General features: G+C 44.6%; 13 protein-coding genes. 3 read left to right on the top strand and 10 right to left on the bottom strand.

The window, feature by feature from the left end:
• Positions 1 to 173: 173 nt before the first annotated feature.
• Positions 174 to 506, top strand: a complete 333-nt coding sequence (locus tag HBM92_RS08665) for a YegP family protein (protein WP_001300972.1) — start codon at positions 174 to 176, stop codon at positions 504 to 506.
• Between the two features lie 124 nt (positions 507 to 630).
• Here the strand turns inward: HBM92_RS08665 and HBM92_RS08660 are convergent, their stop codons facing one another.
• From HBM92_RS08660 to HBM92_RS08645, 4 genes are read right to left on the bottom strand one after another with little or no spacing between them, the layout of a single operon-like run.
• On the bottom strand, positions 631 to 1,236 hold the full coding sequence (locus HBM92_RS08660) for a hypothetical protein (RefSeq protein ID WP_000928864.1): 606 nt from the start codon (positions 1,234 to 1,236) through the stop codon (positions 631 to 633).
• A gap of 60 nt (positions 1,237 to 1,296) precedes the next feature.
• Positions 1,297 to 3,405 (bottom strand): DUF4034 domain-containing protein, encoded by a 2,109-nt coding sequence (locus tag HBM92_RS08655; protein ID WP_000434216.1) that lies wholly within the window; start codon positions 3,403 to 3,405, stop codon positions 1,297 to 1,299.
• Between the two features lie 10 nt (positions 3,406 to 3,415).
• Positions 3,416 to 4,132 carry a DUF1266 domain-containing protein gene (locus tag HBM92_RS08650; RefSeq protein WP_000052543.1) on the bottom strand — a complete coding sequence of 239 codons (717 nt, stop codon included), beginning with the start codon at positions 4,130 to 4,132 and terminating at the stop codon, positions 3,416 to 3,418.
• On the bottom strand, positions 4,132 to 5,346 hold the full coding sequence (locus HBM92_RS08645) for a PcfJ domain-containing protein (protein ID WP_000147369.1): 1,215 nt from the start codon (positions 5,344 to 5,346) through the stop codon (positions 4,132 to 4,134). The genes HBM92_RS08650 and HBM92_RS08645 overlap by 1 nt, the downstream gene beginning before the upstream one ends.
• Positions 5,347 to 5,833: 487 nt before the next feature.
• Here HBM92_RS08645 and yegQ point away from each other — a divergent pair, with 487 nt between their 5' ends.
• A complete protein-coding gene (gene yegQ / locus HBM92_RS08640; protein ID WP_000476014.1) occupies positions 5,834 to 7,195 on the top strand; it encodes a tRNA 5-hydroxyuridine modification protein YegQ in 1,362 nt (453 codons plus the stop codon).
• Between the two features lie 499 nt (positions 7,196 to 7,694).
• Here yegQ and yegR read toward each other — a convergent pair whose 3' ends face one another.
• Positions 7,695 to 8,012 carry a protein YegR gene (yegR, locus tag HBM92_RS08635; RefSeq protein WP_001441996.1) on the bottom strand — a complete coding sequence of 106 codons (318 nt, stop codon included), beginning with the start codon at positions 8,010 to 8,012 and terminating at the stop codon, positions 7,695 to 7,697.
• 414 nt (positions 8,013 to 8,426) lie between these two features.
• On the opposite strand from yegR, the gene yegS reads away from it, so the two are divergent.
• Entirely contained in the window at positions 8,427 to 9,326 is a 900-nt protein-coding gene (gene yegS / locus HBM92_RS08630) for a lipid kinase YegS (protein ID WP_000807379.1), read from the top strand.
• A gap of 81 nt (positions 9,327 to 9,407) precedes the next feature.
• Here the strand turns inward: yegS and HBM92_RS08625 are convergent, their stop codons facing one another.
• From HBM92_RS08625 to gatA, 5 genes are all read right to left on the bottom strand, one after another.
• Positions 9,408 to 10,181: a DeoR/GlpR family DNA-binding transcription regulator gene (locus HBM92_RS08625; RefSeq protein WP_001367074.1), complete on the bottom strand. Its 774-nt coding sequence runs from the start codon at positions 10,179 to 10,181 to the stop codon at positions 9,408 to 9,410.
• 105 nt (positions 10,182 to 10,286) lie between these two features.
• The gene (gatD, locus tag HBM92_RS08620; RefSeq protein WP_000844230.1) at positions 10,287 to 11,327 is read right to left on the bottom strand and encodes a galactitol-1-phosphate 5-dehydrogenase; all 1,041 of its coding nucleotides are present in this window, start codon (positions 11,325 to 11,327) and stop codon (positions 10,287 to 10,289) included.
• 47 nt (positions 11,328 to 11,374) lie between these two features.
• Entirely contained in the window at positions 11,375 to 12,730 is a 1,356-nt protein-coding gene (locus tag HBM92_RS08615; protein ID WP_000490664.1) for a PTS galactitol transporter subunit IIC, read from the bottom strand.
• Between the two features lie 3 nt (positions 12,731 to 12,733).
• Positions 12,734 to 13,018 carry a PTS galactitol transporter subunit IIB gene (gatB, locus tag HBM92_RS08610; protein WP_000823288.1) on the bottom strand — a complete coding sequence of 95 codons (285 nt, stop codon included), beginning with the start codon at positions 13,016 to 13,018 and terminating at the stop codon, positions 12,734 to 12,736.
• 30 nt (positions 13,019 to 13,048) lie between these two features.
• A complete protein-coding gene (gatA, locus tag HBM92_RS08605) occupies positions 13,049 to 13,501 on the bottom strand; it encodes a PTS galactitol transporter subunit IIA (RefSeq protein ID WP_000182899.1) in 453 nt (150 codons plus the stop codon).
• Positions 13,502 to 13,504: the final 3 nt, after the last annotated feature.

Genomic DNA, 13,504 nt, shown 5'->3' with positions numbered 1-13,504 from the left:
TACCTGCCGGAGATGGCCTTCAGACCAGATCCGGCAACATTATCCCACGCATGGTCAGCAAACTGACATTATCTCTCCGCCCTGGCAGGCACCAGAAAATCGCTCATACTTTAATTGGCAAACAGTACCTTTAGATGCTGTTTTCGATACGCAATTTCAATCAAGGAGTCATTATGGCTGGTTGGTTTGAACTCAGTAAGAGCAGTGATAATCAGTTCCGGTTTGTGCTAAAAGCGGGCAATGGTGAGACTATCCTCACCAGCGAGCTGTATACCTCAAAAGCCTCTGCGGAAAAGGGCATCGCGTCGGTGCGTAGCAACAGCCCGCAAGAAGAACGCTATGAGAAAAAAACGGCAAGCAATGGCAAATTCTATTTCAATCTGAAAGCCGCCAATCATCAAATTATCGGCTCCAGCCAGATGTATGCCACCGCGCAATCTCGTGAAACCGGAATTGCCTCCGTTAAAGTAAATGGCACAAGCCAGACGGTGAAAGACAATACGTAATTACGATGCCGGGCGTAGGTTGTTGGCGTCCGGCTTTATATCAAAATAACGCTTATTTATTGATAATTAAGATTAACCTCCGTCATTAAAATAATGAGTAAATAAGTTTCAGTATCAGAATTTATCACGCCCCACAATCACCAATCTGATCCACCACCGTCAGATACCAGTCACTGTCATAACTGTAAAGTTGACTTAAATAAAATACCAGTCCATCGTTACTCTCTTCTGGCGCAGCGACCACACGCACGGCCCCGTATTCCATTCGACGCGCTGCGGCAATCTGCGCATCAGAAATAGTATTTTGCGGTGAACCAAACATCTGCGTGAAGACCAAACTACGGCTGACTTTATGGTGAACATCGCTATTGCTAATAAAATACCCCTGCTTATTCCAGCCACGTTCGCAGTTAAATTTCGGGATAGCTTTCTTATTAAATTCGTCATCTCGCGGAACATGTTCCCCTGCCGAGGGCCATGGGAAATACTCGGGAACAGGTTGCCTGAAATTAATTTGCTTAAGATTTTCAACATCCATCGAAGCACCACGGTGGAAAAGAACATACAAACCCGTTTTTTTATCAATTAACGAGTTGATTAATTGGGCATCTTCTTGCTGAAAGCCCATAATCACCTTTCTGGCTGTTTCCTCCAGCGTACACCCGGCATTGGCGGGTAAAGAAAAGAATATCAGCCCCACCAGCATCATTCCTTTTTTTAACATCAGCATTGTTTGCATCTTCTCATCATGGGGCTCATATTACAAATTTAACAATTTTCAGGATAAACCTTACACCATACTGTTAACCTGGCCGGGTAATTCGCTAGCTGGAATACGAAAGGTATACCAGGCATAACGACAGCGTTTCCACAGGCTGGAGAAATGGAGATGATAAAGGCAATCTGCAATAATTTCGTTATCTGGATATAAAGACTCGGCAAAATGTGTCCAGCGCGCACTGAGTTTCATGTTAAACAGTTTTTCATCTTCTTTGTTACCATACAGGCGCGACAAAGTAATCATTGCTTCGAGCGTACCTTTATTCGCTTCTTCTTGTACCTGTTGGAGGTGCAAATGAGCAAGTGAGAGTTCTTTCACCTCAAAGATATTAAGTAAAAAAAGCCCCCATGCTTTTTCATGTCCAGCTTCATGAGCCAGAAATAAATTGTCAAGGAGATTTTTTTCATAAATAGCCCGTGTTTCTTTAGAAATTTCTTGTTTATTTAGTGCCTGGTAGCAGATAGCAATGCTAAAATAAATATTTTGTAGATCTTGTTGATGTTCGCTATAACCATAATTTTTTACCAGTGGATAAGATACCGAGCTATGGAAATTTAGGTCATCTTGAAGTATTTTAAGTGCCCGTCGAAAATACTCCAAAGCTGTAGATGGTTCATAAGGTAATTTTGTATTGTCTTCCTTATCCAAATATTCAAGAGCAACTAAATTTAATGCGGCAGGAATATTTCTTTGCTTACCAATTGTCGCAAGCGGAATGAAATAATCAGAAAGGTCAAACCAACTCAAATCTTTTATTGCCGACCGCCAATTATGATTGTATTTAATGTCACTAGCTTTTTCCAGCCAAGCATCGCCCTGCCCTTCATCTTTTTCAAAACCCAAAATACCCTCTCGCTGGAAAAACCCCCTATAAATAACAGGTGTAGCATAAGTTGTATTCTGTGAATTTTGGCAGATAAAATTATATATCCAGAATGAATCTGGATAATAACTTAATGCAAATTTTATCGCGTACGCAGTGTAATAATTATTGAGCTTCATGTCTTCCATCACCGCTCGCTGTATACAGCACCACAACTTATCGTGATCGTTCTGCTTGTTATAGCAGGCAAGTAACCACTCTAGGGCATTATGGCGACATTCCTGAAATTGTGCGTACTGAGCAATATTCTCTGCTAAGTCGATTGCATATTGTTGCTCCTCGGGCGCAATGTCCTCAATGCTGACATCTCGGTAATCATCCCACCAAAGTAAGAGATCCATATAGTCATGTTCTTCGGTAGATAAGTGCTTACAGGTTACTGAATCCAGCAATTCGGAAATTTCTTTATGCGACCCTCCCCAGCGTGGCATTCGAAATGGTATATATTCAACAAAAGGATAAAAAGTGTGAGGAAAAATAGTCAGGCAAACAGAAAGCCAATATTTTTGCCCACCATCATCATCATACTCAGGAAGTATATTGGGGCGAGGCAAAACGGGGCATATTGCATGCTCAAACGAAAGTCCGGAATACGCCATCAACGCTTCCACTTCTTGCGGGGAGCGGCGGTGATAATTTTTCAGTGCGATCATTAATGGTATTCCTGCGACACTATCACCGTTAAGGTGTGCCGCCAGCCAGGCTGGCTGACCAAATACTTTTGAGTTGGTGCTGGTAAGTAATGCAGCCATCCATTGTCGTGGGTCACAATCAATTGCTTTAAGTGTAGCGATGACCATTTGTTCATTACATGCACCAGCACAAAGCCACATTGCATGTGTGGTATCATTTGCCCAGCCATAACTGCGATATAACCATGCACGGTGATTCCAGTATTGTGCTTCGGCAAGCCAGGCATGTGTAGAATGAGGTCTTGCTTGCTGCCAGGTTTTAATGAGTCTTAAACCTTCTGTTCCGGCATCAACTAGCGTGTTCATATCATAAAAATAGTTGCACATTTGGGTCCAGGATAAAAAATAGCGCTTTTCAGCCTGACGAGAAGTGAAACTCTCCTGTAATACCTGGTTATAAATTTCATCTAGTTCCTGATAACGTTTTTCTTGTAACATATAAGGAATATTTGCGATTTGCCATTTTCTCTCAAGAGTATTAAGTGGCATTTTTTGGTCACACATCTTTTGCATTGCACTGAGTAAACGAGCATCCTGTTCCATAGATATCCTTTTAATTAGGTTCAAAAATTTTAAATTCATTCCACGGCAATTTTTTCCAGTTACTGGATGGATCTTTCAACCATGCAGTGACTTCCTTTAAATCACGGTTCGCAGTGGCGACGGGGGTATCGTATATCATTAACCATTTTTGTCGGGCGCGAACATAAGCACTGGCATAATCTTCCCATGAAGCGAAACAATCTTGTGCTCTTTGAGCATTCAGTAATAACACTATCCAGGCCTGGTTTTCATCGCACCAGCCTAAACCGGCGATGCAACGAGTTAAAAAAGCAGTGCGCATACAGTCAAACGCCAGCCCATCCAGAACCTGGCCTTGTGCTGCCAGTTGTTCGTAAAAATCATGTGGAGAATTACCAAGCCCTGTAGCCCAGCGCTGTAATATAACGCCAATTTGTTGACGGAAATCTTCGTTGCTTTGGTAAGTTTCTGTTCCTAGCTCTTGTTTAACCTGTAGTGCAAGTTGTTGACGCTTATCATCAGTCAACTTTAAATCTAACGTGAAGCCATTTACTGACAGTCCATTACGACGAGCAACTATATCACCAATTGCTAATGCCCACTTACGTCTCTTTGTTGCTCGTCTTTTGTCCTTGATTAGATCCTTTTCTTTTTCTTTAGCAATAAAAGCATCGATTTGTGGTTTGTTTTTTTTGTATCTATAGATAAAAATAAATATTGCGACCAGGAGAACAATGATAAGACTCATTATTTTTCAACCTCTGACAGGGGTAAGTAATGAGATGTCTGTAATGTCAAACTCTCTATCTCAAAGGAAATGTTGCTGATATTTTGACCTGCAAATTGCGGATGCCACTCAGCGCCAGGGAATAACATTTCCGCAGAAGTAGCAACTATAGGGTCAATAGCATTAAGATAATGTAACTTATCAGGTGCGCTGTGTAACAGTAACCACTGCAACTCCACTGAAGGATTTGTAAAATGTTCTAATAAATGAAAGTTATTATGTAGTACGCTTAGTAAAAAACTGGTTTCGTATACTTCCGTTACATATTTCCACCCCTGATATTCAGGTGTATTTTCATAAACAATACCCATACCTTCACAATCACTATGTCGAACTGCTTGTGGTGATAATAGTTGCAAAAGAGACAAAACATCGTCCGCATATTTTTTAACTGGATGACGATTTTGCTTACCTTTTATTTGATCAATTTCAAGTGAATCACCAACAACATTGAGAGCAATAGTAACATGAGGAATATTATTATTATCACGCAAACTGAATAACCGTAATTTATGTTGCTCAATTTGATTTGCATAATACTCACCATAACCACCGGTAAGATTTTTTCGATCATCAAACTGGCCTACGCAATGTTGCATATGCCATGATTCATAAGCCATTTCACGACGAAAGTTCGAATGACTGGCATCAAACTCAACAATTTTTCCGTCTGGCACATCAAGTATTGACTTTACAGTATTTTGTTCACTCGGCTGCCACCCTTTCTCGCGTCGTTGAAGCATCTTTTCATGCTCTTCTTCACGCATTCTGAACGCAACGTAGCAGGTTATGCGCTGTAGTTTTGATTCCAGACGGGTACCACATTTCCTGGAAAGAAATTCCACCAACTCCCGTTCTTTGGTTAATATTTGTTGATGATCGGTTTCGATATAATAAAGTGTCGCAGTTGATACTGAGGCAGTATTAAACTTCGATACCAGCCATTCCGGGATTACATCATCATTTTTATTAAACAGTGAATATTCTGCAAGCGAGTTAATTTGTTGCACCATTGGAAAGTCACTAATTAGCCATCGATAAAAATGGTTGAGTAACCATTTTTGGATGGTCTCATTATCCTGGCGAAACAGACTTCTTTGCAAAATTGCTGTTTTTACTTCCGGGGCATTAATTACATCCCTTGCATTATAATTCTGGTGAATATTTCCAGTCATAACATCCGCCCGTGTTTATTATATCACTCAAAGCAATAATTGTTGACTATAGATTTTTTATCTAAATCAGCATGGTTGCAGGTACATACTCAAGTAAGCCACTCAAGAAAATAACGAAAACTCAATAGTGGCAGCGTCACAAACTTTGGAAATTATGTCTTATATTTGCAGTTTATTTTAGTGAATAATTGAGATAAATGACATTATTTTACATCCTCAATAATTCAGGCTGTAAGAGGACGGCAAATACATTCATAATTATCAGGGGATGAACATTCAGGAAAGTGGTCAGTATCGTCAACTTTTTCTTTTATCACTACATGAAGATTTCGTGTAGATACTCCCATCTCTGCCACTTCTCCCCTCACATTTACACTGGAGCTAAACCCGCCGATTGCGCTACAATGCCCGCCCTTAAAGTGGGGGCACTCCCCTAACCGCTTCATCAGGTGAAGCGGCTCTGACCTGTCATCAGAACGAGAGAATTATGTTTAAACCGGAACTCCTTTCCCCGGCGGGAACGCTGAAAAATATGCGTTACGCTTTCGCTTATGGCGCAGATGCTGTTTATGCGGGCCAGCCGCGTTACTCCCTGCGTGTACGCAACAACGAATTCAACCACGAAAATCTTCAGCTCGGCATCAATGAAGCCCACGCGCTGGGGAAAAAGTTTTATGTCGTGGTCAACATTGCACCGCACAACGCCAAGCTGAAAACCTTTATCCGTGACCTGAAACCGGTGGTGGAAATGGGGCCGGATGCGCTGATTATGTCCGATCCAGGGCTGATTATGCTGGTGCGTGAGCACTTCCCGGAAATGCCAATCCACCTCTCGGTACAGGCTAACGCCGTAAACTGGGCGACGGTGAAATTCTGGCAGCAAATGGGTCTGACCCGCGTGATCCTCTCTCGCGAACTGTCACTGGAAGAGATTGAAGAGATCCGCAATCAGGTGCCGGATATGGAGATCGAAATCTTCGTTCACGGCGCGCTGTGCATGGCCTACTCCGGTCGCTGCCTGCTCTCTGGCTATATCAACAAGCGCGACCCGAACCAGGGCACCTGCACCAACGCCTGCCGCTGGGAGTATAACGTCCAGGAAGGGAAAGAAGATGACGTCGGCAACATCGTACACAAGTACGAGCCGATTCCGGTGCAAAATGTTGAGCCGACGCTGGGTATCGGCGCGCCAACCGACAAAGTGTTTATGATCGAAGAAGCCCAGCGTCCGGGCGAGTATATGACCGCGTTTGAAGATGAGCACGGCACTTACATCATGAACTCGAAAGATCTGCGCGCCATCGCCCATGTTGAACGCCTGACCAAAATGGGCGTGCATTCGCTGAAAATCGAAGGCCGTACCAAATCTTTCTACTATTGCGCACGCACCGCGCAGGTTTACCGTAAAGCTATCGATGACGCCGCTGCGGGCAAACCGTTCGATACCAGCCTGCTGGAAACGCTGGAAGGTCTGGCGCATCGTGGCTATACCGAAGGTTTCCTGCGTCGTCATACCCACGACGATTATCAGAACTACGAATACGGTTATTCGGTTTCTGACCGCCAGCAGTTTGTTGGTGAGTTTACCGGTGAGCGCAAGGGGGACCTCGCGGCGGTAGCGGTGAAAAATAAATTCTCCGTTGGCGACAGCCTTGAGCTGATGACGCCGCAAGGCAACATTAACTTTACCCTTGAGCATATGGAAAACGCCAAAGGTGAAGCTATGCCGGTCGCACCAGGCGATGGTTATACTGTGTGGCTCCCGGTGCCGCAGGATCTTGAGCTAAATTACGCGCTGCTGATGCGTAATTTCTCCGGGGAAACCACGCGTAACCCCCACGGTAAGTGATTAATTTCGATTATTTTTCCCGGATGGAAAATTCTTAGAAACCGATCACATACAGCTGCATTTATTAAGGTTATCATCCGTTTCGCTGAAAAACATAACCCATAAAATGCTAGCTGTACCAGGAACCACCTCCTTAGCCTGTGTAATCTCCCTTACACGGGCTTATTTTTTATGCATAAGCCCTATCCCTGGTCACCGTCTTCCATTGACCACATCGATAGAATCCTCCTTCATAGCACGATGCTTTTCACTTATCGACATCGTGCTCGCACAGGTTCCGGTTACGCACAGCCAGAACGCGCATGTTTGACGCTTACCAAAAAATGAACCTAAAGCATTGGAATATTTTTGACATCATTTTCTGATGGCTGCATAAAATAAAAATTCTGCTTTAGTTTCATCTATCTGTTTGTCATTATTACTCACATTCAATAATGGTGTTGAAGAATATCCCATCACAGATAAAATAAATATGTGCATGGTAGTCTTGAATCTATTCTCACTCTCCACATTTGAATGTCAGACGAGCGACGCCATGTAATCCTGCACCTTCTGTCTTCAGGTCAACTATCTGCATTTTTTTGCCCTGAGTAACACAGAAATGAGTTGCATCATTTTTTACTATATTTTCTGCACCAGATATTCTACCCCTGGCTAAAGAAGCTTCGGCTTCGGTGTAGTATTGGTTATCGAGTTTACGCTGAATATTACTTTTATATGCAAGGCCAAATTTACCGATACTTGTCTCATCATTATGCACAGCACAACCAGACATAAGAAAAACACTAATTAATGATATAGCAGCTATCTTTTTCACCTTACCTTCTCCCATTAATTACCAACGACATTCTCTAGTGTTTAAATATAATAATGGCATGATTATTATATTTGAATAGGATTATAATAAATGTTTTGTACAACATTTCCTACATAAGTAGGAATTACAGACATGGAGACCCTTCCGGGTAACCCCATGGGAGACTTTAATATATTTTGAATAGTATATTGAAGATGCCACTGTTTAGTTGAATATTAGATATATTCTCTTTTTTAAAATTTATCAGTGGCTACCATTAATATTCGCTGTCCCCATTGTAAGCTCCTGGTGGTAAGCACTGAATCCCCATACCTGAACTGACTTTTTATCCTCCGACTTTCATCCTGTTCTGACTCCACCTTTTCTTTTCTGCTCTACACTATCTACAGACCAATCATAAAGGCACATACGATCATGGCAGAATTTCCCGCCAGCTTACTGATTCTTAATGGCAAAAGTACTGACAATCTACCCTTGCGCGAAGCAATCATGCTGTTGCGTGAGGAAGGAATGACGATCCATGTGCGGGTTACCTGGGAGAAAGGTGATGCCGTACGATTTGTAGAGGAGGCCCGAAAGTTAGGTGTCGCGACAGTGATTGCCGGTGGTGGCGATGGCACCATTAATGAAGTTTCTACGGCATTGATTCAATGTGAGGGGGATGACATACCCGCGCTGGGAATTTTGCCATTAGGAACCGCCAATGATTTTGCCACCAGTGTAGGGATTCCTGAGGCACTGGATAAGGCGCTGAAACTGGCAATTGCCGGTAACACCATTGCGATAGATATGGCGCAGGTCAACAAACAAACCTGTTTTATTAATATGGCGACAGGCGGATTTGGGACGCGTATTACCACAGAAACGCCGGAAAAATTAAAAGCCGCGCTGGGTGGCGTCTCTTACATCATTCATGGCTTAATGCGCATGGATACTCTGCAACCGGACCGTTGTGAGATCCGCGGTGAAAACTTTCACTGGCAAGGTGACGCCCTGGTCATTGGTATTGGTAACGGGCGTCAGGCCGGTGGCGGTCAACAATTGTGCCCGAACGCATTAATTAACGATGGCTTGCTGCAACTGCGCATTTTTACCGGCGATGAAATTATTCCGACTCTCGTATCAACCTTAAAATCTGACGAAGATAACCCGAATATTATCGAAGGTGCTTCGTCGTGGTTTGATATACAAGCCCCACACGAAATCACTTTTAATCTTGATGGCGAACCGTTGAGTGGGCAAAACTTCCATATTGAAATACTTCCGGCGGCGTTGCGTTGCCGATTACCACCAGATTGTCCATTGTTGCGTTAATCAAACTATTCTCTGTTGAACCAGAGAGAATCCGTAATGCCGGATGCGGTGTAAACACCTCATCCGGCATACAGAACAATACTACACCGTAATTAATTTTACCCGTGTCTTCTGCAATGCCAGTTTATCCACCTCAGACACAGCATCATCGGTAATAATAATGTCAATTTTTTCGATTGGCAGTACCTGATTAAAACCGCGACGGTTAAATTTCGATGAATCGAGAACGGCAATCACTTTATTAGCAGCGGTGACCATCGCACCGCTAACAGAATAACCTTCATTAAAGGTCGTAATACCATTAACCGCATCAATACCATCAGCACCCACAAACATTAAATCGGCATTAATATCCTGCAGAGAACGTTCAGCAATAGATCCATGCATAGATCGCGTTTTATGGCGGACCGTGCCACCGCAGACGACCAGAGTAATGTCTTTATTTTCGGAAAGGGCAAACGCAGCCGGGAGACTGTTGGTAATCACCGTGATATTTTTGGCGGTCATTAATCCTTCGGCGATAAGCATTGTCGTACTTCCGCTGTCGAGAATAACGGTCATCCCTTCGTGGATCATTTTGACTGCCGCCTGCGCTATTCTGTTTTTCGGCGCGCTGGCGAGCTGAAATCGCTCTTTAAACCCGACTTCCTGGGTCTCGGTTTCGCTATTACCGGACATTATTTTCGCCGCACCGCCATGAAAGCGCGTAACCACGCCTTTTTGTTCGAGAAAGCGCAAATCGGCACGGATTGTCGCTTCCGAGGCAGCAAATACTCCCGCCAGATCCTGAACAAGCACGGTTCCCTGTTCATTCACTAATTGGATGATCTTATTCCTTCGCTCGAATGAATTCATCGTCATTTACCCATATTCAATTGTGGCTAGTGTAAACGAAGGGGGACCATTGGTGAATGATCTGTTTTGCACAATACCGGGCCTGCATCACGCTGGCCCGCGGTTTCAGGGAATGAGCAACACTTTGCCCGGCATGGCATTACGAGCGATGTCACGCACCGCCTGGGCGAAGCTTTCAAAGCTTCCACGGTGAGCGATTAATGGCTCCAGGCTTAACTTACGTTCTGTCAGCAACCGGCTCGCCGTTTCCCACTCCTGCCCCGGCCAAGGGCTGGAGTAGTTCATCCAACTGCCGATAACCGTCAGCTCTTTACGCAATATTTTGCCAAACGTTGCAGATGTTAAATGCAGATCCTGATGCAACGTGCCTACCAGCGCCAGTTGGGCATGAGGACCGGCAATCTCTACCGCCAGTTCGACGGTTTGCGGGACGCCAGCCGTCTCGAGGATAAGCTGATTAAAGCGCAGATCGCGTAAAACGCCCTGTATTTGCGGCGCGCTCATTTCACGGCTGTTAAATGTTTGCATCGCACCGAAAGATTTTGCCAGTGCCAGTTTTTCTGAGCTAATGTCGATAGCCGTCACACTCTTTGCTCCCAGCGCGACAGCGCACTGAATTGCCAGCAGGCCAATGGTTCCGGCACCAATAATAATAACGTTTTTATTCTCACATCCTTGCGCTAAATGGAACGCATGCAGGCCAACGGTAATCGGTTCAATAAAAGCGCCATCCTCAATAGGCATATCCGCAGGTAGTGCAAAGACATTGTTTCGCTTAACGACAATATATTCGGCAAATCCACCATCACGCCGTGAGCCAATAAAATCATATTTTGCGCACTGGGAATAAAACCCTTTCAGACACTCTGGACAAGTAAAACAGGGTAATAACGGCACACAGGCAACCGCATCGCCGGGGTGTAAATCATCAACACCGGATCCCACCGCATCAATATAGCCGCTAAATTCATGGCCCAACGTTATTGGATAATAATGTGCACCATTTTTAAATATCCTGGGTAAATCGGAACCACATAAGCCCGAGCTGGCAATTTTTACCCGCACCTCATCCTGATGTTTAATTTCAGGAATGACGCTTTCTGCTACGCGCACGATACCATCAGTATCATTCACCACTGATTTCATAAAAACTCCTGATTGTTAAGGGGGATAACCTCCCCCTCAGGTAAAAATTATTCTGCGAGAACGGCTTTCTCTTGTTTAATAAAGCCACGCGCTCTACGCCAGGTCATGAAAATACCGGTAAGATAAATTGCGCCGATAACAATGAAACCGGGAATATTTTGCGGGGAGAAAACCTGAATCAGTAACCAGGTAATGGGAGAACCGCCCTGATCCATTGAAGCCACCATACCCCCGGCTTTTAACGCGCCCGCATTAGCCGCCAGTTGGGTGTGCAAACCAATAGTTTGCGTCGCGATCCACAGGGTGATGCTCATAATGATGACACCCGAAATTAAGGTGCGGAACAGATTTCCACGATGCACCGCGACCGCCATCGCCACAAAGAAGCCGATGGTGGCAAGGTCGCCAAACGGCAGCACCTGATTACCCGGCACACAAACAGCAATTAAAATGGTGAGTGGAATAAAAATCAGGCTTGCCGATACCACCGCCGTATGTCCCAGCAGCAACGCCGGATCAAGGCCAATCAGGAACTCCTGACCGCCGAACTTCGCCTGTAAACGACTACGGGCCTGCTTAGCGATGGGCGTTAAACCATCCATGATGGGTTTAATCACCCGTGGCATCAGCAGCATAACTGCCGCCGTTTTTACCGCCAGCTGCAATACACCTTTGACATCGTAACCCGCGAGGATGCCGATAATCAGTCCCATCACAAAACCCACGGTGACGGGCTCGCCAAAAGGACCAAATTTGCGCTGGATATCGTCGGCACTAAATTTAATACGGTTAACCCCTGGGATTTTCTCGATGATAGCATCCACCAGCACCGCTATCGGCCCCAGATACGCCGATGTACCGTGCGGAATAGCAATGCCTTCCAGCTCAAAGAAATTTCGGGTATCGCGGGCAAACCAGTCGCCGAGTTTATAAACAAACGCCGCGTGAATAACCACACCCGCCATCCCTATCATCCATGAACCGGTTGCCAGATGCAGCAACGCGCCGGTGAAGGTCATATGCCAGATATTCCAGATATCAACATTTACCACCCGCGTCATACGGGTCAGTAACATCGCCACGTTAACCAGAATCGCAATCGGAATCGCCACCAGCGCAATTTGCGACGCCCAGGTCATGGGTGAAGAGCCCGGCCAGCCGACATCGACCACATGCAGATTCAGGTCGAAATTTTCCGCCATCGCTTTCGCCGCCGGACCAATGGAATCCAGCATTAAGCCAATCACAAGGCCAATGCCAACAAAGCCAATCCCGATATGCAGACCCGCTTTAAAGCAATCGCCTGCCTTCATGCCTAATATTTTAGAAAAAATAATGATGACAATCGGCAGCATCACCGTAGGGCCGAGGTCGAGAATATAACGCATGACTTCTGAAAACATAGGTCACCCCTGTAAGATAGTCAGAATTTTATTTTGTAATGCTTCGATACCGACACCAGAAACAAAAGGCATGCCGTGAACTAACGGAATATCGCCAAAACTACGATCCACCCTGGCAGTGGTGCATATCAAATGCACGCCATCCATATAGGTTTCTATTTCATTAACCCGACACTGGATTAATTCAACAGGAATATTATGACTCTGACACAACTCTTTAATTTCTTCCGCCGCCATCGTAGAGGTCGCAACCGCGCCTCCGCAAGCGACAATAATTTTGCGTTTCATAAATAGTCCTTTTTATTGTTACAGAGGGATTTATTCGTCTGAATCTAAAACATACTTTGTGAAGTATTCCTTTAACTGGGTTTCAGGAAGAGTGATTAGTGTCTCGACGATATCAGGCTGTTGTAACTTGCCAAATAAACAGCGTAAAAGTTTCAATTGCTGCTGCGGATTTTCCACAATCAACGCAATAACCAACGATACCGCCACGTCGTTATCATCATCCGCTTGCTGAAAATGAACTTTATTTGTTGGCCTTAACAGATAAATGGCTGACGACTTAGCATGAATCGCCTCACAATGCGGTATTGCAATGGCGTGCTGCTCAAGCATTATCCCGGTAGGGAATTCTGCTTCTCTGGCAATTAATGCCTGTGGCCAGGTATCATGAACCACACCTTTCGCGAGCATCTCATTACCGATATGGGTTAAAACTTCGCTACGATCGACAAAAGAAATTCCGCTACGAACAAACAGGTTAGTCATATA

This window comes from Escherichia sp. E.sYA108, from assembly GCF_011754335.1.
Classification (GTDB): Bacteria; Pseudomonadota; Gammaproteobacteria; order Enterobacterales; family Enterobacteriaceae; genus Escherichia; species Escherichia coli.
The sequence above is the reverse complement of the archived record's forward strand: the minus strand, read 5'-3'. Positions and strand labels throughout refer to the sequence as shown.

What these genes read in the sequence shown, in the direction of transcription:
- HBM92_RS08625 (WP_001367074.1), bottom strand. Translation starts at nt 10,181, where the DNA reads ATGAATTCATTCGAGCGAAGGAATAAGATCATCCAATTAGTGAATGAA.
- HBM92_RS08655 (WP_000434216.1), bottom strand. Translation starts at nt 3,405, where the DNA reads ATGGAACAGGATGCTCGTTTACTCAGTGCAATGCAAAAGATGTGTGAC.
- gatA (WP_000182899.1), bottom strand. Translation starts at nt 13,501, where the DNA reads ATGACTAACCTGTTTGTTCGTAGCGGAATTTCTTTTGTCGATCGTAGC.
- HBM92_RS08615 (WP_000490664.1), bottom strand. Translation starts at nt 12,730, where the DNA reads ATGTTTTCAGAAGTCATGCGTTATATTCTCGACCTCGGCCCTACGGTG.
- yegS (WP_000807379.1), top strand. Translation starts at nt 8,427, where the DNA reads ATGGCAGAATTTCCCGCCAGCTTACTGATTCTTAATGGCAAAAGTACT.
- gatD (WP_000844230.1), bottom strand. Translation starts at nt 11,327, where the DNA reads ATGAAATCAGTGGTGAATGATACTGATGGTATCGTGCGCGTAGCAGAA.
- HBM92_RS08665 (WP_001300972.1), top strand. Translation starts at nt 174, where the DNA reads ATGGCTGGTTGGTTTGAACTCAGTAAGAGCAGTGATAATCAGTTCCGG.
- HBM92_RS08645 (WP_000147369.1), bottom strand. Translation starts at nt 5,346, where the DNA reads ATGACTGGAAATATTCACCAGAATTATAATGCAAGGGATGTAATTAAT.
- gatB (WP_000823288.1), bottom strand. Translation starts at nt 13,018, where the DNA reads ATGAAACGCAAAATTATTGTCGCTTGCGGAGGCGCGGTTGCGACCTCT.
- HBM92_RS08650 (WP_000052543.1), bottom strand. Translation starts at nt 4,132, where the DNA reads ATGAGTCTTATCATTGTTCTCCTGGTCGCAATATTTATTTTTATCTAT.
- HBM92_RS08660 (WP_000928864.1), bottom strand. Translation starts at nt 1,236, where the DNA reads ATGCTGATGTTAAAAAAAGGAATGATGCTGGTGGGGCTGATATTCTTT.
- yegQ (WP_000476014.1), top strand. Translation starts at nt 5,834, where the DNA reads ATGTTTAAACCGGAACTCCTTTCCCCGGCGGGAACGCTGAAAAATATG.